Source organism: Pseudomonas sp. LBUM1647 (genome assembly GCF_059716175.1).
The window spans coordinates 729,434-750,645 of the sequence record NZ_CP166809.1; the positions used below are offsets into that span (position 1 = coordinate 729,434).

Below are 21,212 nucleotides of genomic sequence, written 5' to 3' on the forward strand. Positions count from 1 at the left end.
AGATCGACGTCCGAAGCTTCGGGCGTCGTTCAGAGCTGCGAACAGGTCGCATCCAGCAGTAACCCCCAGCAGCTATCGCGCACACTCTTCCGGGGACTTTCGGATTGGGGGGAATGTGGCATGGAAACACGAGGCTTCAGCGCGGCAGAACGACTGGAACGGCTGCCCATCAGCGGTTATCACCGGATCATTTTCATCATCATTGCCCTGGCGTTTTTCTTCGACTCCATGGACCTGGCGATGATGACCTTCCTGCTCGGCTCGATCAAAACCGAGTTCGGCCTGAGCACGGCGCAGGCCGGCTTGTTGGCCAGTTCGAGTTTTTTCGGCATGGTCGTGGGGGCGTCACTGTCCGGCATGCTGGCCGACCGTTTCGGCCGCAAACCGGTGTTTCAGTGGAGCATCGTGTTGTGGGGGATCGCCAGCTACTTGTGCTCCACTGCGCAAAACGTCGAAACGCTGACGTTGTTTCGAATCCTGTTGGGGATCGGCATGGGCATGGAGTTTCCCATCGCTCAGTCGATGCTCTCGGAGCTGATTCCGGCCAAGAAGCGTGGGCGCTATATCGCGTTGATGGACGGGTTCTGGCCCCTCGGGTTCGTCGCAGCCGGGGTGCTGTCGTACTTTCTGCTGCCGGTGATTGGCTGGCGGGACATCTTCCTGGTGTTAGCGGTGCCGGCGGTGTTTGTCCTGGCGATTCGCTTTTTCATTCCCGAATCACCGCGCTGGCTGGAACAGGCCGGGCACCATGACGTGGCAGACAAGGTCTTGCTGCGCATCGAAGATCGGGTCCGGACATCTCTGGGACGTTCGGAGCTGCCTGAGCCGATCCGCCTGCCGAGAGTGGCGAGTACGCCGGGCCATTTCTTTTCCGCGTTGCGGCAGATCTGGTCGCCGCTGTATCGCCAGCGCACGATGATGATCTGGAGTGTCTGGTTCTTCGCCTTGCTGGGTTTCTATGGCCTGACGTCCTGGCTCAGTGCCTTGCTGCAGCAGTCGGGTTTTGCCGTGACCCAGTCGGTGTATTACACGGTGCTGATTTCCCTCGGCGGGATTCCCGGTTTCCTGATGGCCGCCTGGCTGGTGGAGCGTTGGGGACGTAAACCGGTGTGCGTGGTGACGTTACTCGGCGGCGGGGTGATGGCGTTTCTTTATGGTCAGAGCGCGGTGTTTGGCGGCAACGTCAGCCTGTTGATTGCGTCGGGGCTGCTGATGCAGTTTTTCCTGTTCGGCATGTGGGCGGTGCTTTACACCTACACGCCGGAGTTGTACCCGACATCGGCGCGGGCCACGGGTTCGGGTTTCGCTTCGGCGATTGGCCGAGTGGGTTCGTTGCTCGGGCCAATGGTGACCGGGCTCGTGTTCCCGATGACCGGGCAGGGCGGGGTGTTTGCGCTGGGGGCGATGTGTTTTGCGATTGCGGCAGGGGTGGTGTGGGTGTTCGGGATGGAGACCCGGGGCAAGACACTGGAGGAGTTGACTGAACCGGTAGCCGTTGGCTAAACACAAACCCTGTGGGAGCGAGCTTGCTCGCGATAGCGGATTCACATTCACCGATGATGTTGAATGTGATGGCCTCATCGCGAGCAAGCTCGCTCCCACATTAGATCTTCAGCGGTCTTAAGGTTTGACCAATCTGGCATCCAGACTGTTCTGCGCCAATCGCTTGGCCTGATCCTGGGTCATGCCCAAATCGGTGTACAACGCATGGAAATTCTCGGTGACATAACCGCCGAAGTACGCCGGGTCATCCGAGTTCACGGTCACTTTCACGCCACGCTCGAGCATGTCGAGAATGTTGTGCTGAGACATGTGATCGAACACGCAGAGCTTGGTGTTCGACAACGGGCACACGGTCAGCGGGATTTGCTCGTCGATGATCCGCTGCATCAAACGCTCGTCTTCGATGGCGCGCACGCCATGGTCGATGCGCTGGACTTTCAGCAAGTCGAGGGCTTCCCAGATGTACTCGGGCGGGCCTTCTTCACCGGCGTGGGCGACGGTCAGGAAGCCTTCGTGACGAGCGCGATCAAACACGCGCTGGAACTTGCTCGGCGGGTGACCCATTTCCGAACTGTCCAGACCGACGGCGACAAACGCATCACGGAACGGCAGCGCCTGGTCGAGGGTTTTCTCGGCTTCTGCTTCGCTCAAGTGGCGCAGGAAGCTCAGGATCAAACCGCTGGTGATGCCCAGTTGCTGCTCGCCATCCTTCAACGCGGCGGCGATGCCGTTGAGCACCACTTCGAACGGCACGCCACGGTCGGTGTGGGTCTGCGGGTCGAAGAACGGTTCGGTGTGAATCACGTTCTGCGCCTTGCAGCGCAACAGGTAAGCCCAGGTCAGGTCGTAGAAATCCTGAGAGGTGCGCAACACGTCGGCGCCCTGGTAATACAGGTCGAGAAACTCTTGCAGGTTGTTGAAGGCGTAGGCCTTGCGCAGGGTTTCGACATCGCTCCACGGCAGGGCAATCTTGTTGCGTTCGGCCAGGGCGAACAGCAACTCAGGCTCCAGCGAACCCTCAAGGTGCAGGTGCAGTTCTGCCTTGGGCAGGGCGTTCAGCCAGTCGTACATAGTCTTTTCTCATCAGGTGCAGATGGCGAGCATTCTACAGATGCCCGTGGAAACAATTAGCAAAACCTGACCAGCCGGTTCATCACAGCGCTTCCTGTTCCCGTCGATAGGCGTAGGTATCGGCGAAGCGCGAGAGCAGGAATTCGGCGCAGGTGGTGGCCGGATACTTTGCGGGGTGCCGTTCATTCTGACAGCCGGGCAGGCATTCGATGGCCGTGTCGGGGTGCGGCTCGGCGAAGAACGGCATCGAGTAACGGTCCACGCCCAGCGGGCTGATCACCCGGTGCGGCGTCGACAGGTAACGGTCGTTGCTCCAGCGCGCCATCATGTCGCCAAGGTTGACCACGAAGGTGCCGTCGATTGGCGGTGCATCGATCCACTCGCCTTTGACGTTTCGCACTTGCAGGCCGCCGGCGGCATCTTGATACAGCAGGGTGATGCAACCGTAATCGGTGTGGGCGCCGGCGCCTTGTTGCTCTTCGGAGCTGGCGGTGTGGCGCGGTGGGTAATGAATCATCCGCAGCACGCTGACCGGCTCAACGAAGCGGGTGTCGAAAAAGTCGCGCTCGATGCCCAGCGCCATGGTCATGGCCCGTAACAGGGTTTGTGCCAAGGCCTGCATGTCGACGTAGTGCTGCTCCATCAGCGATTCCCAGCCGGGAATCGACGGATGGCGGTTGGGGCCGCGCAGCGGTTTTTCCGCCAGCACTTGCGGGTGATCGGCTGGCAGGTGCAGGCCCATGTCGAAGGTTTCTTTCAGGTCGCTGGGTTTGCTCGGGTCGAGTTGTTCGGTGGCGATGGCGCCATAACCGCGGTGGTGGCGGGTTTGGGTGATGTCGATCTTGAGTTTTTCGGCGGCGGGCAGGGCGAAGAAGCGTTGGGCGTGGTCAAGCACTGCTTCGATGCGCGAAGGGCTGATCGGGTGACCCTTGATATAGAAAAAACCCCAGTGGCGGCAGGCGCGGTCGATTTGCGTGGCGACGGTTTGCCAGGCGTTTTGGTCGTCGGTGTAGAGCGGGGCGATATCGATGATCGGGAGTTGATTCATGAAGCGATCCTGGGCGAAGTTTTGGGGAGGGGCCAAAAGATCGCAGCCTTCGGCAGCTCCTACAGGGGAATGCGAACTCCTGTAGGAGCTGCCGAAGGCTGCGATCTTGGCTATCTCACTGACAAAAATTTATTTCGGAATCTCGGCCTTCATCCCCTCTACGTAGTAATTCATCGACGCCAGTTCCGCGTTGCTAGCCGTCGCCCCCGCCGGGATTTTCTCGACACCGGCCTGATCCTTGATCGGCCCGGTAAACGGATGCAGCGCACCGCTCTTGATGTCGGCAATGATCTGCTCTGCCTCGGCTTTCACCGGCGCTGGCACCAGATCACTGATCGGCAACTCAACCGTACCTTCCTTCAACCCGCCCCAGTAATCCTGCGACTTCCACGTGTGGTCGAGCACGCTTTGGGTCGCCTGAATGTAGTGCGGGCCCCAGTCGTTGACGATGGACGTCAGCACCGCTTTCGGCCCGAAGTGCGCCATGTCCGAAGCGTAGCCCACGGCATACACGCCGCGACGCTCAGCCGCCTGGATCGGGGCCGGGCTGTCGGTGTGCTGGAACACCACGTCCACGCCCTGATCGATCAGCGCGTTGGCGGCATCGGCCTCTTTGCCCGGATCGAACCAGGAGTTGACCCACACAACCTTGATCTCGGTGCCGGGGTTGTACTTGTTCAGGGCCAGTTGAATGGCGTTGATGTCGCGGATGACTTCCGGGATCGGGAAGGACGCGACGTAACCGATCTTCTTGGTCTTGGTCATCTTCGCCGCGAGAAAGCCGCCGACGTAGCGACCTTCATACGTGCGCGCCAGGTAGGTTCCGAGGTTCTTGTCCTGCTTGTAGCCGGTGGCGTGTTCGAAGGTCACCTTGGGAAATTGTTTGGCGACTTTCAGGGTCGGGTTCATGTAGCCGAAGGACGTGGTGAAGATCAGGTCGTACTTGTCCTTGGCCATGTTGCGGATCACCCGTTCGGCATCGGCGCCTTCGGCGACGTTTTCCACATAGTTGGTGGTGATCTGGTTACCGAATTTTTCGGCCAGCGCCTTGCGCCCCTGTTCATGCTGATACGTCCAGCCGTGGTCGCCGATCGGACCGATGTAGACGAAGCCGATTTTCAGCGGGTCGGCGGCACTGGCAGTCAGGCTTGCGCTCAGACCGATGGCTGCGACGACGGCGCAAAGCAGCTTCTTCAACGGACGTTTGTGCATGAATTCGAACTCCATGTTGTTGTGAGGTTGGCAAGGCCAATGCAAATTGCTGACCAACAAGACAACAAAATCGCCGAAACCGTGGTGAAGCCTTCGCGAGCAAGCCCGCTCCCACAGGGGAATGCGATCCAATGTGGGAGCGAGCTTGCTCGCGAAGAGGCCCTTGAGGCCGATAAAAGTGCATGGCCTGACACGGCTGCCATCCACTGGTGCGCTAAGGTGTAACGAAACGTTAGCGCCGCCCCGCAGTCACTAGCTCATCACCCTGGTTTCGTTTCACACGGCAAAAGGCCCGCAATGCTCACACTCCTCAAGCAAGAAAAGTTTCTGCTGCTGGCCGTGATTGCCGCCGTCGTCGCCTATCCGCTGGAGCACTGGATGCTGCACAGCGGCCAGCCCATCGCGCTGACCGCCGGCCTCGTACTGATCGCCTTCATCGTCGTTGCCTCCATGCGCGTCGCCCATCACGCCGAACTGCTCGCAGAAAAAGTCGGTGACCCTTATGGCACGATGATCCTGACCCTGGCCGCCGTGCTGGTGGAAGTGGTGATCCTGGCAATCATGATGAGCAACGAGGCCTCCGCGACCCTGGTACGCGACACGATTTATTCGGCGGTGATGCTCGACATCAACGGCATCCTCGGTCTGGCCGCGTTGATGGGCGGGATCAAGCACGGCGAACAGTCCTACAACGATGACTCGGCGCGCAGTTACAGCGTGATGATCCTCACCGCCATGGGCGTTTCCATGGTTGTGCCGGAGTTCATTCCCGAAGCCAACTGGAAGATTTATTCGGCGTTCACCATCGGCGCGATGATCGTGCTCTACACCCTGTTCCTGCGTATGCAGGTCGGGCCGCACAGTTATTTCTTCAGCTACAGCTACCCGGAAAAACGTCGCAAGAAAGTCCCGGAGGAGGAACCTGAACCGGTCAATCTGGTGCTGAGTATCGGCACGTTGGTGTTTGGCGTGGTGGTGATCGGCGCATTGGCCGAGGTGATGTCCAAGACTCTCGACCTGGGCCTGGAAGGGACGGGCGCACCACCGGTGATCACGGCGATCCTGGTGGCGGCAATCTCGGCGGCGCCGGAGATTCTGACCGCGTTGCGGGCGGCTCTGGCCAACCGCATGCAGTCGGTGGTCAACATCGCCATGGGCGCGTCGCTGTCGACGGTGATCCTGACGGTACCGGTGATGGAAGCCATGGCGCTCTACACCGGCCAGCCGTTCCAGATGGCGATGACCCCGGTGCAGACCGTGATGGTCTTCCTCACCCTGATCGTCAGCGCGATCAACCTCAACGATGGCGAAACCAATGCCATCGAAGGCATGACCCACTTTGTGCTGTTTGCGACGTTCATCATGTTGTCGCTGTTAGGGCTCTAGCCCCACCGCAAAACCAATGTGGGAGCGGGCTTGCTCGCGAAAGCGGTGTGTCAGCCAACAAATATGTTGAATGTCAGTCCGCATTCGCGAGCAAGCCCGCTCCCACAGTTTTTGATGTGTGTTGTGTCAGGTACCGGCAATCAACTGCCGAGCCGCCTGGCTGTGATCCGCAATCAACCCCTTCAAATCCAGCCCTTCAACCTGCCCATCAATCACCCGCCATTTGCCGCCAACCATCACCCGATCTGCCCGATCAGCGCCGCACAGCAGCAACGCCGACACCGGATCATGACTGCCGGAGAAGCGCAGCTCATCGAGTTTGAACAACGCCAGATCCGCCTGCTTGCCCACCGCCAGTTCGCCGATATCTGTGCGGCCCAGCAACTGCGCCGAACCTTTGGTCGCCCACCCCAGAACCAGTTCCGGGGTGATCTTCTCGGCGCCATAACGCAGCCGCTGAATGTACAGCGCCTGACGCGTTTCCAGCATCATGTTTGACGCATCGTTGGACGCCGAACCGTCCACGCCCAAGCCCAGCAACGCACCCGCAGCCGTCAGGTCCAGGGTCGGGCAAATGCCGGAAGCCAGGCGCATGTTCGAACTCGGGCAATGGCAAATGCCGGTGCCGGCGGCGCCGAGGCGAGCGATTTCATCCGGGTTGAAGTGAATGCCGTGAGCGAGCCAGGTGCGCGGACCGAGCCAGCCGACGCTATCGAGGTAATCCACAGTGCGCAAGCCGAAGCGTTGCAGGCAGAAGTCTTCTTCGTCGAGGGTTTCGGCCAAATGGGTGTGCAGACGCACGTCGAGTTTGTTCGCCAGTTCGGCGCTGGCCGACATGATTTCCGGCGTCACTGAGAACGGTGAGCAAGGCGCGAGGGCGATCTGGATTTGCGCGCCGTCGCCACGCTCATGGTACTCGGCGATCAAGCGTTGGCTGTCGGCGAGGATCACTTCACCTTCCTGCACGGTCTGCTGCGGCGGCAGGCCGCCGTCCTTTTCGCCGAGGCTCATGGAACCGCGCGTCAACATGGCGCGCATGCCCAGTTCGCGGACGCTCTCGACTTGTACGTCGATCGCATTCTCCAGGCCTTGCGGAAACAGGTAATGGTGATCGGCCGCGGTGGTGCAGCCGGACAGCAGCAACTCGGCCAACGCAACTTTGCTGGCGAGGGCGAGTTTTTCAGGGGTGAGGCGGGCCCAGACCGGGTAGAGGGTTTTCAGCCACGGGAACAACGGCTGATTGACCACCGGTGCCCAGGCGCGGGTCAGGGTTTGATAGAAGTGGTGATGGGTGTTGATCAGTCCCGGCAGGATCACATGCTCGCGGGCATCAAACACTTGTCCACAGGGCGCGGACGGTTGCTGGCCGGCGGCGAGCACTTCGACGATCAATCCGTCTTGCAGCACCAGGCCGCCACGGGCATCGAGGCCATTGGCAGTGAAGATCGCGAGGGGGTTTTGTAACCAGGTACGGGTCGCAGGCATGTTGGCCGGCTCCTCTGAAAGTTGGGTTCAGGTTAGCCAGCTCAGTGATTACCCTGTCTGCTGATCCAGGGTCGCCGCGGGGACGAAGTGCGGAGTTTCAAACAAAACCGCTCGGCGGGCAAGCCCGGTCCGACCAGACGACGAATAACCCCATGTGGGAGCGGGCTTGCTCGCGAATGCGGTGCGTCTTGCAACATTGTTGTCGACTGACACTCCCTCTTCGCGAGCAAGCTCGCTCCCACAGGGACGGTGGTGTTACCAGGGAATGGTTTCACCCCTGTAATTCACAAAATGATGCCCGCCCTTGCCGGTATATGCGTTCACCTGATCGACCAACCCACGCGTGCTGGTGTCCACATCAATGTCAGCGTCTTCACCGCCCATGTCGGTCTTCACCCAACCCGGATGCAGCGACAGCACGGTGAGTTTCTGGTCGCCCAATTGAGTGACGAAGCTGTTGGTCATCGAGTTCAGCGCCGCTTTGCTGGCCTTGTACAACGCCAGCTCCGGCGCATCCGGCATGGTCACGCTACCGAGCACCGAACTCATGAACGCCAGCACGCCGCTGTCCGGACGGATCTGCCCGACGAAGCGTTGAGCCAGGTTGATCGGCGCCACGGCGTTGGTGAAAAACAGTTGCCCGACTTCGGCCAGCGTCGCGTCGCCCGGCGTCTGAACTTCCGGGCCTTTGACCCCGGCATTCACGAACAGCAGGTCAAACACTTCACCCTTGAGTTGTTGGCTCAGGGCGATGACCGCCTGCTGATCGTCCATATCGAGTTTTTCGATCCGCACCTTGCCCAAGGCCTGCAAGGCTTCGGCGTTCTGCGGGTTGCGCACGGTGGCGGTGACCTGCCAACCGTCGGCCAGCAAGGTTTTCACCAGACCGAGGCCCAGGCCCCGGGAGGCGCCGATGATGAGTGCGGTTTTTGCCGTAGACATGAGTGGCTTCCTTGATAAGTGAGGATCACGGATTCAATGGACAACGTTGACCGAGCCGTTGCTGCAACTCCTGGCGCAGCGCGCCGAGTTCTTCCATTCGGGTTTCGATCAGTTTGAGTTTGTCTTGCAGCAACTGCGTGACGGCGCTGTCCGGATCGGGCGACTGCCATATCGCGGCGACGCTGTTGCCGATCTCGCCGAGGGTAAAGCCCAATCGCTGAGCGGTCTTGATGTACTGCACCAGTTGCACCATGTCCGCCGGATAGTCGCGATAACCGTTGGCGCTGCGTTGTGCCGCAATCAGCCCGCGCTGCTCGTAGAAGCGCAGCGTGTCGCGGCTGACGGCGCTGGCCTGGGCTAATTCACCGATGCGCATCATGACGTCTCGAGAGGGCTTGACCCTGGAGCATACTCCAGGCTTTAGCCTTGTTGCTCCCTGAATTTATGGAGCAAGACGGATGTGGACTTCAACGCAATATCGCCGGTTGGTGAAGGGTAGCGCCTGGTATGACTTGATCGTCATGGTGGCGTTTGTCACGCCGTGGAGTTTTGCGGCGTTGCATGGGGTTTTGTTGAGTGTGAGTCAGGCGTTCAACTTGCCTGGCGAGCTGCCGCCGTTTGAGCCGATGCACATGCTGATGGCCAATCTGTTGGGGTCGATTGTCTGCGTGTGGGCGGTGCTGCGGATCCGTGATCCGCAGCAGGTTTATGGCCGGTATGACGCAGTCGGCAGATTTCTGTTTTCGGCTTGGCAGCTGTATGCCCTGCTCCACGGAGCCAGTTCGCTATTGGTGGTTTTCTTGTTCTTTGAATTAGTGTGGGGCGTTGTTCAAGTGTTGCCTGTTCGGCAGCCATCGCGAGCAAGCTCGCTCCCACATTAGGAATGTGTTGTCCACAAAATCCCGGCTCAACCACAGTCCCCTGTGGGAGCGAGCTTGCTCGCGATGAGGCCCGTCGGATCACCTCTTAATGCCCGGCCTGCCACGGCTGCCCCAACGACACCGGCGCATACAACCGCGTACGCACCGCATCCCGGGACAGCAACACCAACACCACAATGGTCGCGACATACGGCAGCATCGCCAGCAGACTCGACGGAATCGCCAGCCCCAACCCCTGCGCCACCAAATGCAGGATGCTGGCGAGCCCGAACAGATACGCCCCCAGCAGCAATCGCCACACCCGCCAACTGGCAAACACCACCAGCGCCAGGGCAATCCAGCCCCGGCCGGCGCTCATGTTCTCCGCCCACATCGGTGTGTAGGCCAGCGATAAATAAGCTCCGGCCAATCCAGCCATCGCCCCACCAAACAGCACCGCCAGCGTGCGCACGCCCAACACCGGCAAGCCCATGGCACTGGCTGCATCTGGGTTTTCCCCGACCGCCTGAATGATCAGCCCGACGCGACTTTTCACAATCACCCACGCCACCAGCGCAAACAGCGCGAACGACACATACACCAGCAGATCCTGCGCAAACAGCATCCGCCCGATCAACGGAATCTCACTCAAATAAGGAATCGCCACCGGCTCAAAACCCGCCAGCGGTTTACCGACCCACGCCGCGCCAACAAACGTCGACAGGCCCACACCGAAGATCGTCAGCGCCAACCCGGTGGCCACCTGATTGGCGTTGAACACCAGCGCCACCAGCGCAAACAACGACGACAACAGCATCCCGGCAAGCATCGCCAGCAACACGCCGAGCCACAGATTGCCGCTGCTCAACGCGACGATAAATCCGATCACCGCACCAAACAGCATCATGCCTTCCTGGCCGAGGTTGAGGACTCCGCTCTTCTCGCAGATCAGTTCGCCCAGCGCCACCAACAGCAGCGGCGTACCGCAACGGACCATGGCGTAGAAAATATTGCTCAGCAGATCGATATCCATCACAACGCTCCTGCATGTACGGCGGTGGCTGGCGCGCGGCGGGTCCAGCGCAGGTTCAAACGTGGTCGGTAGAGAATCAGCACGTCACTGGCCAGCAGGAAAAACAGCATCATTCCCTGGAACAATTGGGTGATTGCCTGGGGCAGATTCATGCTCATCTGCGCGCTCTCGCCGCCGATGTACAGCAGCGCCATCAGCAGACTGGAAAACAGAATACCGATGGGATTGAGTCGCCCGAGAAACGCCACGGTAATCGCGGCATAGCCGTAACCGGGCGAGACCTGTGGCACCAATTGGCCGATCGGCCCGGTGACTTCACACACCCCGGCCAGCCCCGCCAATCCTCCGCTGATCAACAACGCCAGCCAGATCAGCCGTTTCTCGCGAAAGCCGACGAACCCTGCTGCACGCTTGTCCAACCCGAGCACTTTGATCTGGAACCCGATAAAGCTTTTCTGCAGCATCACCCACACCGCCACCAACGCGAGCAAGGCGAAATACACCCCGGCGTGAACCCGACCGTCCTCCATCAACAAAGGCAAACGACTGGCCTCGCCGAACATCGCGGACTCGGGGAAATTGAACCCCGCCGGATCCTTCAGCGGCCCATGCACGCAGAACAGCAACAGGTTCAGGGCGATGTAATTGAGCATGATGCTGGTGAGGATTTCGTTGGCGTTGAAACGCGTGCGCAACCACGCCGTCAGCCCGGCCCATGCCGCGCCGGCCAAGGTGCCGACGAACAGAATCATCACCAGCGCCCAGCGACTTTGCAGGTCGATGATGTTCACCGCCAATGCACTGCCGGCCAGCGCGCCAAGCAGCAACTGACCTTCGGCGCCGATGTTCCAGATTCGTGCTTGGTACGCCACCGCCAGCCCCAACGCGCAGAGCAAAATCGGCAGCGCTTTGACCAACAGTTCGGAGACGCCATACAGGTCGCTGACCGGCGCGATGAGCAAGGTGTGCAGCGTCAGTAATGGGTCATGCCCCAGCGCGATAAACAGCAGCGAGCCACAGCCCAACGTCAGGACAGCCGCCAGCAATGGCGAGCACCACAGCATCAGGCGCGATTGCTGGCCACGGGGTTCGAGAGAAAGCAGCATGTGAAACTCCGTTAAACCGTTGCGGGTGCGAGTGATTGAGGGGCGTCGAATTGGCCGGCCATCCAGCCGCCGACATCGATCAGGCGCGTGTCGACCGTGGCCTTGAGCGGCGACAATCGACCGCTGCACAAGGCCCCGAGGCGGTCACTGATCTGGAACAGTTCGTCAAGGTCTTCGGAGATCACCAGGATCGCCGCGCCGGCGTCGCGCAAGGCAATCAGCGCCCGGTGAATAGTCGCGGCGGCGCCGACGTCCACGCCCCAGGTCGGGTGCGCGGCCACCAGCAGTTTCGGTTGCTGCAGGATTTCCCGGCCGAGGATGAATTTCTGCAAGTTGCCGCCAGACAGGCTGCGGGCCGGTGTCTGGGTGTCGGGTGTCTTGACCCCGAAGCGGCGGATGATTTCTTCGGCCAGCGCTTCGACCTTGCCGCGCTGGATCAGGCCGCTGCTGACGAGCCCTCGTTGAAAGGCAGTGAGCAGGGCGTTGTCCGCGAGGCTCAGGTCCGGCACCGCGCCATGGCCCAGACGTTCAGCGGGGACGAAGGCCAGGCCCAGTTTGCGCCGTGCATCGGGACGCAAATGAGCGACTGGTTGCCCGCTAAAACTGATCGTCGCACCGTCGTTGCGGGTTAGTCGTTCTTCGCCGCTGAGTAAGGCCAATAACTCATCCTGACCATTGCCCGCGACCCCGGCGATGCCGACGATTTCGCCGCTGCGCACTTGCAGGTCAATGTCATTCAGCGAGCAGCCGAACGGATCGGGGTTGTGCCAGGACAATCCCGTCACGTTCAGGAATGCATTAGCGCCAGTGACTTTCGGATAATCCGTAATCAGCGCAGCGGCTTCGCCGACCATCAACTGCGCCAGTTGCCGATCCGAGCACACGGCCGGCACGCAATGCCCGGCCACCCGACCGCCGCGCAACACCGTGGCGCTGTGACACAACGCGCGAACTTCACCGAGTTTGTGGCTGATAAACAGAATGCTGCAGCCCTCGGCGGAGAGTCGGCGCAAGGTGACGAACAAATCGTCGGCCTCCTGCGGAGTCAGTACCGAGGTAGGCTCATCGAGAATCAGCAGGCGGATGTCCTGCATCAGGCAACGAATGATTTCCACACGCTGGCGCTCGCCGATCGACAGGCTGTGGACAAGTCGCTCCGGCTCCAGCGCCATGCCATAGCGCCGGGAGACTTCACGAATCTTTGGCTCAAGCTGTTTCGGTGTGCCAGCCGCCGCACCCATCGCCAAGGCAATGTTCTGCGCCACGCTTAGCGTTTCGAACAGCGAGAAATGCTGGAACACCATGCCGATTCCCAGACTACGAGCCTGAGCCGGGTTGCGCATCGTCACGGGTTGCCCTTGCCAGGTCAGTTCTCCCGAGTCCGCGTGGGTGACGCCGTAGATGATCTTCATCAGCGTACTTTTGCCCGCGCCGTTTTCGCCGAGCAGGGCGTGGATTTCGCCGGGAGCAATGCTCAGGTCGATGGCATCGTTGGCCAGGCAACCGGGGTAGCGCTTGCTGATTCTGCGCAGTTGCAGACGAGGTGTTGGATCGGGGATCGGCACGGGGTTGGGCATGACTGGCTCGGGTCGATTGAAGTGATGCCTGTGGACAAAGCAATTTCCTGGCCATTGAGTCAGGAAAAATCAAAAGCGTTACAGATAAAGGCTTTGAGGACGGCGCCTTGCCCTATGTCGATCCCGAACCAGGCACCACTTGAGGGCAAAGTCGTTGATCAGGCTCCGGTTTTGCTCAGGGTGTTTGGTCAAAAAACGAGCAACCTGCGGCAAGCCATGCCGGACATGGGGCGGCGACAGCCATGAACGGGTTATCCACAGATTGCTCCACAGTATTTGTGCGCAAGCCCGAAGCTCGGGCATAAGCACTGCGTGGCTTTCTTCTAAAGGTGATAAACCGCGCTAACTGATTGTTTTTACGTGGATTTGGCTTTTTTGATGGCGGATTGGACGAAAAGTGAGCAAAGCCCGCAAAGCCGCATGACAGAAGGGTTACAGGCGGATGTGCTCAGGTTATCCACAGCCGGGTGCACAGTAGATGTGGGCAAATGCACCGGTTCGACGAAAGGGCTGTGAACGTTGTTGGTGCGATTAGTGCTGCAACAAAATGCGCCCGCGGCTCAAATCCGCCAGCTGCGTTTGCAGCGTATCGATCTGGCCTTCGCCGATCGCCAATTGCAGCTCTACGCCGTTGGCCGTGAACGTTTCTTCCACAACCAATCCACCCAGTTCCGCCACCCGAAGCTTCACCAGCGGCAACTCACCAAAAGCACAGGCGCAACTCACCGGCACCCGACTGATCAGTTCAACCTTCGCTGCGGCTTGCAGGCACTTGTTGGCGCCGCCGCCATACGCCCGGGCGAGGCCACCGGTGCCGAGTTGAATGCCGCCATACCAACGAATCACCAGCACCGCGACCTGATCGCAATCCTGCGCGTCGATTGCCGCCAGAATCGGCCGGCCAGCGGTGCCGCCGGGCTCGCCGTCGTCAGTGCTGCGGTAGTGGTCGCCAAGCTTCCAGGCCCAGCAATTGTGCGAGGCATTCAAATCGCTGTGCTGTTCGATGAACGCCTGGGCTTCAGCAGGGCTGCTGATCGGCGCGGCGAAGGTGATGAAGCGGCTTTTGCGAATCTCTTCGCGGTACTCGCAAAAACCGCTGAGGGTAAAAGGCATAAGTGTCTTAGATCGTTGGGGTCAGGCCGCAGCCCTTGAGAATGATGCGGATCAGGTTGTTGCCGGCGTCTTCCATGTCCTGCTTGGTCAACTTGGTGCGACCGCTGACACGGCAGATCTGTGTGGCGAAATCGGCGTAATGCTGAGTGCTGCCCCACAACAGGAAGATCAGGTTCACCGGGTCGACCGGGTCCATTTTTCCGGCGTCTATCCACGCTTGGAACACGCTAGCCCGGCCCTGGAACCAGGCGCGATAATCCTGGTTGAAGTACTCGGTCAGGCATTCGCCGCCGCTGATGACTTCCATGGCGAAGATCCGCGAGGCTTGCGGCTGACGACGGGAGAATTCCATCTTGGCGCGGATGTAACGCGTCAGCGCTTCGGCCGGATCATCATCAAAGGTCAGGGTGTTGAAGGTGCTGTCCCACAACTGGAGGATGTTGCTCAACACCGCCACGTACAAACCGAGTTTGTTGGTGAAGTAGTAATGCAGATTGGCCTTGGGCAACCCGGCATTCAGGGCGATGGTGTTCATACTGGTGCCTTTGAACCCGTGACGGGCGAACTCGTCTTCGGCGGCTTTGATGATGGTCTCTTCGTTCTTCTGACGAATGCGGCTGGCAGGTTTGCCGCCGTGAGCGGGGACTTCAAAGGTCATAGGCACTTCCGAACAAGTGGGTGGGTGCAACCAATGCGTTGATAGCGTACCCACAGGCATCAGACAAGTCCTGATGCAATAAAACCTAGCGTGTCGCAGCCAGGCTCTCCAAAAAGCTTTCCAGCACCAAATGCGGGCGACGGCCCTTGCGCGTGACCGATGCGAGGCTCAGGTCATAAAACCGCGCTTTGGGTTTCAGCGCACGCAATCGGCCTTGCTGCACCCAGAGGCTGGCATAGTGGTCCGGCAGATAGCCGATGAAGCGTCCGGTCAGGATCAGGAACGCCATGCCTTCCCGGTCCGAGGCACTGGCGGTGCAATTGAGCGCCTGGTAATGGGCCTGGATTTCCGCGGGCAAACGAAAAGTCGGTGCGATAGCGTCCTGGCTATTGAGGCGCTCGTCATCCAGTTGTTTATCGTCGACATAAAACAACGGATGACCCACTGCGCAATACAGGAGCGAGCGTTCGCTATAGAGCGGCTGATATTCCAGCCCCGACAGCGCGCTTGCCTGCGGCACCACGCCGACATGCAATCGACCGTCGAGCACTCCTTGTTCGACTTCATTGGGTGCGATCATGCGGATCTGTATCTGCACGTCCGGACCGCGTTCCTTCAATTGCGCCAAGGCGTGGGTGATGCGCATGTGGGGGAGGGTGACCAGGTTGTCGGTCAGGCCGATGGTCAATTCGCCGCGCAAATGTTGGTGCAGGCCGTTGACCTCGGTGCGGAAACTTTCCAGCGCACTTAATAGCTGCAAGGCCGATTGGTAAACCTCGCGACCTTCTTCGGTCAGGGAAAACCCGGCGCGACCGCGTTGGCATAAACGCAGACCGAGACGCTGTTCCAGATCGCTCATTTGCTGGCTGATCGCCGAGCGACCGATTCCCAGGACCGATTCCGCCGCGGAGAAGCCACCGCATTCCACGACGCTGCGGAAGATCCTCAGTAAGCGGATATCAAAGTCACTGACTTGCGCCAGCGGATCGGGGCGGCGGCTGCTCATAGTTTAGTGGTGACCTGACTGAACGTTAGAAGAGTTGGATTTCACCGACTTTATCCCCGTGGCAATTTAGCTGCAAGAACGCTTTTGATCTCTATGCCGCTTATTGCCCTGCGAGGTTTTGCCCATGAACTTGCCTGAAAACAACCCGACTTCCCTGGCCAGCCAGCTCAAGCTCGATGCTCACTGGATGCCCTACACCGCCAACCGTAATTTCCAGCGCGATCCGCGACTGATCGTGGCGGCTGAAGGCAGTTGGCTGATCGATGACAAGGGGCGCAAGGTTTACGACTCGCTCTCTGGTTTGTGGACCTGCGGCGCCGGGCATACTCGCAAGGAAATTCAGGAAGCGGTCGCCAAGCAATTGGGTACCCTCGATTACTCGCCAGGCTTCCAGTACGGCCACCCGCTGTCGTTCCAGCTGGCTGAAAAAATCACCGACCTGACCCCGGGCAATCTGAATCATGTGTTCTTCACTGACTCGGGTTCCGAGTGTGCTGACACGGCGGTGAAAATGGTTCGTGCTTACTGGCGTCTGAAAGGCCAGGCGACCAAGACCAAGATGATTGGTCGTGCCCGTGGTTATCACGGCGTAAACATCGCCGGCACCAGCCTCGGTGGTGTGAACGGCAACCGCAAAATGTTCGGTCAGGCGATGATGGACGTCGATCACCTGCCGCACACCTTGCTGGCGAGCAATGCCTATTCCCGTGGCATGCCGAAAGAGGGCGGTATCGCCCTGGCGGATGAACTGCTCAAGTTGATCGAGCTGCATGACGCTTCGAACATCGCTGCGGTGTTCGTCGAGCCAATGGCCGGTTCCGCTGGCGTACTGGTTCCGCCACAGGGTTACCTGAAGCGTCTGCGCGAAATCTGCGATCAGCACAACATCCTGCTGGTGTTCGACGAAGTGATCACCGGTTTCGGCCGTACCGGTTCGATGTTTGGCGCCGACAGCTTCGGCGTGACCCCGGACCTGATGTGCATCGCCAAGCAAGTCACTAACGGTGCGATCCCGATGGGGGCAGTGATTGCCAGCTCCGAGATCTACCAGACCTTCATGAACCAGGCGACGCCTGAGTACGCGGTGGAATTCCCGCACGGCTACACCTATTCCGCGCACCCGGTGGCGTGCGCCGCTGGCCTGGCAGCACTCGATCTGCTGCAAAAGGAAAACCTGGTGCAGAGCGTGGCTGAAGTCGCACCGCATTTCGAAAATGCGCTGCACGGTTTGAAAGGTTCGAAAAACATTATCGATATTCGTAACTACGGCCTGGCCGGTGCAATCCAGATCGCGCCGCGTGACGGCGACGCCATCGTGCGTCCGTTCGAAGCCGGTATGGCCCTGTGGAAAGCCGGGTTCTACGTGCGCTTCGGCGGCGACACCCTGCAGTTCGGCCCAACCTTCAACAGCAAGCCGCAAGACCTTGATCGTCTGTTCGACGCGGTCGGCGAAGTGCTGAACAAGATCGACTGATTTTCCCTTCTATATAGAGGCGCTCGTTGACGGGCGCCTGTGGACAACTTTTCTGGAGCCCCGCATGAGCCTTATCCCGCATTTGATCAATGGCGAACTGGTGACCGAAGACGGTCGCACGGCCGACGTGTTCAACCCGTCTACCGGCCAGGCGATTCACAAGCTGCCGTTGGCCAGCCGCGAAACCATTCAAAAGGCCATCGACTCGGCCAAGGCTGCGTTCCCGGCTTGGCGCAACACTCCGCCGGCCAAGCGTGCGCAGGTGATGTTCCGCTTCAAGCAATTGCTGGAACAGAACGAAGCGCGTATCGCTCAACTGATTAGCGAAGAGCACGGCAAAACGCTGGAAGACGCTGCCGGCGAATTGAAGCGTGGTATCGAGAACGTCGAGTTCGCTTGTGCAGCACCGGAAATCCTTAAGGGCGAATACAGCCGTAACGTCGGCCCGAACATTGATGCTTGGTCGGACTTCCAGCCGTTGGGCGTGGTGGCCGGTATTACGCCGTTCAACTTCCCGGCCATGGTGCCGCTGTGGATGTATCCGCTGGCAATCGTCTGCGGTAACTGCTTCATCCTCAAGCCCTCCGAGCGTGACCCAAGCTCCACGCTGTTGATCGCTCAATTGTTGCTGGAAGCCGGGCTGCCTAAAGGTGTGCTGAGTGTGGTACATGGTGACAAGGCTGCGGTGGATGCGCTGATCGAAGCGCCGGAAGTTAAAGCGTTGAGCTTCGTTGGTTCGACGCCGATTGCCGAATACATCTACGCCGAAGGCACCAAGCGTGGCAAACGCGTTCAGGCACTGGGTGGCGCGAAGAACCATGCGGTGTTGATGCCGGATGCGGATCTGGATAACGCGGTCAGCGCATTGATGGGCGCGGCCTATGGTTCCTGCGGTGAGCGTTGCATGGCGATCTCGGTGGCTGTGTGCGTCGGTGACCAGGTGGCTGACGCGCTGGTGGCCAAGTTGGTACCGCAAATCAAGGCACTGAAAATCGGTGCGGGTACGACCTGTGGTCTGGACATGGGGCCGCTGGTTTCCGGTCAGGCTCGCGACAAAGTCAGTGGCTATATAGAAGACGGTGTTTCTTCTGGTGCGACCTTGGTGGTGGATGGTCGTGGTCTGAGCGTGGCCGGTCATGAGGAAGGTTTCTTCCTGGGTGGCTGCCTGTTTGATAACGTCACGCCAGAAATGCGCATCTATAAAGAAGAGATCTTCGGGCCGGTGCTGTGTGTTGTCCGGGTTAACAGCCTGGAAGAGGCGATGCAGCTGATCAACGATCACGAGTATGGCAACGGCACTTGCATCTTTACCCGTGATGGGGAAGCTGCGCGGTTGTTCTGCGACGAGATCGAAGTCGGTATGGTCGGCGTCAACGTACCGCTGCCGGTACCGGTGGCTTATCACAGCTTTGGCGGTTGGAAGCGCTCGCTGTTCGGCGACTTGCATGCGTATGGTCCGGATGGCGTGCGTTTCTACACCCGTCGCAAGGCCATTACCCAGCGCTGGCCACAACGGGCAAGCCATGAAGCTTCGCAGTTCGCATTCCCTAGCTTGTAAGTGGAAGAGAAGAAGGCCGGCCCCTGGGGGCCGGCCTTTGCGTATCAGGGGCTTTTTTTCGCCTATATGACAGAATTGTGAAAATAGGTGTTGACGGCAGATTCTGGAAGTCTATAATTCGCCCCACTTCCGGCGCAGTCGAAACGGAAAACTCCTTGGTAAACAATGAGTTACGCAGTTTTCGACAGCGAGTTGCTTCAGGTCATCGAAGCCCAGAAGGAGTTGAAAGAGCGGGGTTGTTTGGCTCTTTTAACGATTCGATCTTCTCGGTCGAAAGCGGTGTAAAAGAGGTGTTGACAGCAGCGAGTAACGCTGTAGAATTCGCCTCCCGCTAACGAGAGATCGGAAGCGCAAGTGGTTGAAGTTGCAAAGGAAACTTTGAAAACTTCGAAAAATAACCGCTTGACAGCAACAGAGGCTGCTGTAGAATGCGCGCCTCGGTTGAGACGAAAGATCTTAACCAACCGCTCTTTAACAACTGAATCAAGCAATTCGTGTGGGTGCTTGTGGAGTCAGACTGATAGTCAACAAGATTATCAGCATCACAAGTTACTCCGCGAGAAATCAAAGATGTAACCAACGATTGCTGAGCCAAGTTTAGGGTTTCTTAAAAACCCAAAGATGTTTGAACTGAAGAGTTTGATCATGGCTCAGATTGAACGCTGGCGGCAGGCCTAACACATGCAAGTCGAGCGGCAGCACGGGTACTTGTACCTGGTGGCGAGCGGCGGACGGGTGAGTAATGCCTAGGAATCTGCCTGGTAGTGGGGGATAACGCTCGGAAACGGACGCTAATACCGCATACGTCCTACGGGAGAAAGCAGGGGACCTTCGGGCCTTGCGCTATCAGATGAGCCTAGGTCGGATTAGCTAGTTGGTGAGGTAATGGCTCACCAAGGCGACGATCCGTAACTGGTCTGAGAGGATGATCAGTCACACTGGAACTGAGACACGGTCCAGACTCCTACGGGAGGCAGCAGTGGGGAATATTGGACAATGGGCGAAAGCCTGATCCAGCCATGCCGCGTGTGTGAAGAAGGTCTTCGGATTGTAAAGCACTTTAAGTTGGGAGGAAGGGCATTTACCTAATACGTAAGTGTTTTGACGTTACCGACAGAATAAGCACCGGCTAACTCTGTGCCAGCAGCCGCGGTAATACAGAGGGTGCAAGCGTTAATCGGAATTACTGGGCGTAAAGCGCGCGTAGGTGGTTTGTTAAGTTGGATGTGAAATCCCCGGGCTCAACCTGGGAACTGCATTCAAAACTGACAAGCTAGAGTATGGTAGAGGGTGGTGGAATTTCCTGTGTAGCGGTGAAATGCGTAGATATAGGAAGGAACACCAGTGGCGAAGGCGACCACCTGGACTGATACTGACACTGAGGTGCGAAAGCGTGGGGAGCAAACAGGATTAGATACCCTGGTAGTCCACGCCGTAAACGATGTCAACTAGCCGTTGGGAGCCTTGAGCTCTTAGTGGCGCAGCTAACGCATTAAGTTGACCGCCTGGGGAGTACGGCCGCAAGGTTAAAACTCAAATGAATTGACGGGGGCCCGCACAAGCGGTGGAGCATGTGGTTTAATTCGAAGCAACGCGAAGAACCTTACCAGGCCTTGACATCCAATGAACTTTCCAGAGATGGATTGGTGCCTTCGGGAACATTGAGACAGGTGCTGCATGGCTGTCGTCAGCTCGTGTCGTGAGATGTTGGGTTAAGTCCCGTAACGAGCGCAACCCTTGTCCTTAGTTACCAGCACGTAATGGTGGGCACTCTAAGGAGACTGCCGGTGACAAACCGGAGGAAGGTGGGGATGACGTCAAGTCATCATGGCCCTTACGGCCTGGGCTACACACGTGCTACAATGGTCGGTACAGAGGGTTGCCAAGCCGCGAGGTGGAGCTAATCCCAGAAAACCGATCGTAGTCCGGATCGCAGTCTGCAACTCGACTGCGTGAAGTCGGAATCGCTAGTAATCGCGAATCAGAATGTCGCGGTGAATACGTTCCCGGGCCTTGTACACACCGCCCGTCACACCATGGGAGTGGGTTGCACCAGAAGTAGCTAGTCTAACCTTCGGGAGGACGGTTACCACGGTGTGATTCATGACTGGGGTGAAGTCGTAACAAGGTAGCCGTAGGGGAACCTGCGGCTGGATCACCTCCTTAATCGACGACATCAG

At 59.0% G+C, this 21,212-nt stretch carries 17 protein-coding genes and 1 rRNA gene; 6 read left to right on the plus strand and 12 right to left on the minus strand.

Annotated elements, in window-relative coordinates; translation table 11 throughout:
- The first annotated feature begins 120 nt into the window (after positions 1-120).
- Complete coding sequence (locus ACA059_RS03195; protein ID WP_497632694.1) at positions 121-1,503, plus strand: MFS transporter; 1,383 nt, start codon at positions 121-123, stop codon at positions 1,501-1,503.
- Between the two features lie 117 nt (positions 1,504-1,620).
- On the opposite strand, the gene ACA059_RS03200 is transcribed toward ACA059_RS03195, so the two are convergent.
- The 3 genes from ACA059_RS03200 to ACA059_RS03210 form a co-directional block, all read right to left on the minus strand.
- Positions 1,621-2,574: an adenosine deaminase gene (locus ACA059_RS03200; protein ID WP_497632695.1), complete on the minus strand. Its 954-nt coding sequence runs from the start codon at positions 2,572-2,574 to the stop codon at positions 1,621-1,623.
- 82 nt (positions 2,575-2,656) lie between these two features.
- A complete protein-coding gene (locus tag ACA059_RS03205; RefSeq protein WP_497632696.1) occupies positions 2,657-3,622 on the minus strand; it encodes a 2-oxoglutarate and iron-dependent oxygenase domain-containing protein in 966 nt (321 codons plus the stop codon).
- A gap of 129 nt (positions 3,623-3,751) precedes the next feature.
- On the minus strand, positions 3,752-4,834 hold the full coding sequence (locus ACA059_RS03210; RefSeq protein WP_497632697.1) for a BMP family ABC transporter substrate-binding protein: 1,083 nt from the start codon (positions 4,832-4,834) through the stop codon (positions 3,752-3,754).
- Between the two features lie 297 nt (positions 4,835-5,131).
- Here ACA059_RS03210 and ACA059_RS03215 point away from each other — a divergent pair, with 297 nt between their 5' ends.
- Positions 5,132-6,220 (plus strand): calcium:cation antiporter, encoded by a 1,089-nt coding sequence (locus ACA059_RS03215; RefSeq protein ID WP_201183599.1) that lies wholly within the window; start codon positions 5,132-5,134, stop codon positions 6,218-6,220.
- Positions 6,221-6,346: 126 nt separating this feature from the next.
- On the opposite strand, the gene ACA059_RS03220 is transcribed toward ACA059_RS03215, so the two are convergent.
- The 3 genes from ACA059_RS03220 to ACA059_RS03230 form a co-directional block, all read right to left on the minus strand.
- Positions 6,347-7,705, minus strand: coding sequence for an 8-oxoguanine deaminase (locus ACA059_RS03220; protein ID WP_497632698.1), 1,359 nt, complete (start codon positions 7,703-7,705; stop codon positions 6,347-6,349).
- 255 nt (positions 7,706-7,960) lie between these two features.
- Positions 7,961-8,647, minus strand: coding sequence for an SDR family oxidoreductase (locus tag ACA059_RS03225; protein ID WP_497632699.1), 687 nt, complete (start codon positions 8,645-8,647; stop codon positions 7,961-7,963).
- A 25-nt stretch (positions 8,648-8,672) separates the two neighbouring features.
- Complete coding sequence (locus ACA059_RS03230; RefSeq protein ID WP_150656923.1) at positions 8,673-9,023, minus strand: MerR family transcriptional regulator; 351 nt, start codon at positions 9,021-9,023, stop codon at positions 8,673-8,675.
- An 82-nt stretch (positions 9,024-9,105) separates the two neighbouring features.
- Between ACA059_RS03230 and ACA059_RS03235 the strand changes: the two genes are divergently transcribed.
- On the plus strand, positions 9,106-9,528 hold the full coding sequence (locus ACA059_RS03235) for a hypothetical protein (protein WP_497632700.1): 423 nt from the start codon (positions 9,106-9,108) through the stop codon (positions 9,526-9,528).
- A gap of 85 nt (positions 9,529-9,613) precedes the next feature.
- Here ACA059_RS03235 and ACA059_RS03240 read toward each other — a convergent pair whose 3' ends face one another.
- The 6 genes from ACA059_RS03240 to ACA059_RS03265 form a co-directional block, all read right to left on the minus strand.
- A complete protein-coding gene (locus ACA059_RS03240) occupies positions 9,614-10,540 on the minus strand; it encodes an ABC transporter permease (RefSeq protein ID WP_497632701.1) in 927 nt (308 codons plus the stop codon).
- A complete protein-coding gene (locus ACA059_RS03245) occupies positions 10,540-11,646 on the minus strand; it encodes an ABC transporter permease (protein ID WP_497632702.1) in 1,107 nt (368 codons plus the stop codon). Before ACA059_RS03245 ends, ACA059_RS03240 begins: the two co-directional genes overlap by 1 nt.
- An 11-nt stretch (positions 11,647-11,657) precedes the next feature.
- Positions 11,658-13,223, minus strand: coding sequence for an ABC transporter ATP-binding protein (locus tag ACA059_RS03250; RefSeq protein ID WP_497632703.1), 1,566 nt, complete (start codon positions 13,221-13,223; stop codon positions 11,658-11,660).
- Between the two features lie 531 nt (positions 13,224-13,754).
- Positions 13,755-14,336 (minus strand): IMPACT family protein, encoded by a 582-nt coding sequence (locus tag ACA059_RS03255; RefSeq protein WP_497632704.1) that lies wholly within the window; start codon positions 14,334-14,336, stop codon positions 13,755-13,757.
- 7 nt (positions 14,337-14,343) lie between these two features.
- A complete protein-coding gene (locus ACA059_RS03260; protein WP_497632705.1) occupies positions 14,344-14,994 on the minus strand; it encodes a TetR/AcrR family transcriptional regulator in 651 nt (216 codons plus the stop codon).
- A gap of 85 nt (positions 14,995-15,079) precedes the next feature.
- Entirely contained in the window at positions 15,080-16,000 is a 921-nt protein-coding gene (locus ACA059_RS03265; RefSeq protein WP_497632706.1) for a LysR family transcriptional regulator, read from the minus strand.
- Between the two features lie 124 nt (positions 16,001-16,124).
- Between ACA059_RS03265 and aptA the strand changes: the two genes are divergently transcribed.
- The 3 genes from aptA (at position 16,125) to ACA059_RS03280 (ending at position 21,198) form a co-directional block, all read left to right on the plus strand.
- A complete protein-coding gene (gene aptA / locus ACA059_RS03270; protein ID WP_095127265.1) occupies positions 16,125-17,474 on the plus strand; it encodes an omega-aminotransferase AptA in 1,350 nt (449 codons plus the stop codon).
- 64 nt (positions 17,475-17,538) lie between these two features.
- Positions 17,539-19,032, plus strand: coding sequence for a CoA-acylating methylmalonate-semialdehyde dehydrogenase (locus ACA059_RS03275; RefSeq protein ID WP_497632707.1), 1,494 nt, complete (start codon positions 17,539-17,541; stop codon positions 19,030-19,032).
- Between the two features lie 627 nt (positions 19,033-19,659).
- Positions 19,660-21,198: ribosomal RNA gene (locus ACA059_RS03280) — 16S ribosomal RNA — on the plus strand.
- The last annotated feature ends 14 nt before the right edge of the window (positions 21,199-21,212 follow it).

Excerpts from the sequence above, each read along its gene's own strand:
- ACA059_RS03195 (WP_497632694.1), top strand. The coding sequence starts at position 121 with ATGGAAACACGAGGCTTCAGCGCGGCAGAACGACTGGAACGGCTGCCC.
- ACA059_RS03200 (WP_497632695.1), bottom strand. The coding sequence starts at position 2,574 with ATGTACGACTGGCTGAACGCCCTGCCCAAGGCAGAACTGCACCTGCAC.
- ACA059_RS03205 (WP_497632696.1), bottom strand. The coding sequence starts at position 3,622 with ATGAATCAACTCCCGATCATCGATATCGCCCCGCTCTACACCGACGAC.
- ACA059_RS03210 (WP_497632697.1), bottom strand. The coding sequence starts at position 4,834 with ATGCACAAACGTCCGTTGAAGAAGCTGCTTTGCGCCGTCGTCGCAGCC.
- ACA059_RS03215 (WP_201183599.1), top strand. The coding sequence starts at position 5,132 with ATGCTCACACTCCTCAAGCAAGAAAAGTTTCTGCTGCTGGCCGTGATT.
- ACA059_RS03220 (WP_497632698.1), bottom strand. The coding sequence starts at position 7,705 with ATGCCTGCGACCCGTACCTGGTTACAAAACCCCCTCGCGATCTTCACT.
- ACA059_RS03225 (WP_497632699.1), bottom strand. The coding sequence starts at position 8,647 with ATGTCTACGGCAAAAACCGCACTCATCATCGGCGCCTCCCGGGGCCTG.
- ACA059_RS03230 (WP_150656923.1), bottom strand. The coding sequence starts at position 9,023 with ATGCGCATCGGTGAATTAGCCCAGGCCAGCGCCGTCAGCCGCGACACG.
- ACA059_RS03235 (WP_497632700.1), top strand. The coding sequence starts at position 9,106 with ATGTGGACTTCAACGCAATATCGCCGGTTGGTGAAGGGTAGCGCCTGG.
- ACA059_RS03240 (WP_497632701.1), bottom strand. The coding sequence starts at position 10,540 with ATGGATATCGATCTGCTGAGCAATATTTTCTACGCCATGGTCCGTTGC.
- ACA059_RS03245 (WP_497632702.1), bottom strand. The coding sequence starts at position 11,646 with ATGCTGCTTTCTCTCGAACCCCGTGGCCAGCAATCGCGCCTGATGCTG.
- ACA059_RS03250 (WP_497632703.1), bottom strand. The coding sequence starts at position 13,223 with ATGCCCAACCCCGTGCCGATCCCCGATCCAACACCTCGTCTGCAACTG.
- ACA059_RS03255 (WP_497632704.1), bottom strand. The coding sequence starts at position 14,336 with ATGCCTTTTACCCTCAGCGGTTTTTGCGAGTACCGCGAAGAGATTCGC.
- ACA059_RS03260 (WP_497632705.1), bottom strand. The coding sequence starts at position 14,994 with ATGACCTTTGAAGTCCCCGCTCACGGCGGCAAACCTGCCAGCCGCATT.
- ACA059_RS03265 (WP_497632706.1), bottom strand. The coding sequence starts at position 16,000 with ATGAGCAGCCGCCGCCCCGATCCGCTGGCGCAAGTCAGTGACTTTGAT.
- aptA (WP_095127265.1), top strand. The coding sequence starts at position 16,125 with ATGAACTTGCCTGAAAACAACCCGACTTCCCTGGCCAGCCAGCTCAAG.
- ACA059_RS03275 (WP_497632707.1), top strand. The coding sequence starts at position 17,539 with ATGAGCCTTATCCCGCATTTGATCAATGGCGAACTGGTGACCGAAGAC.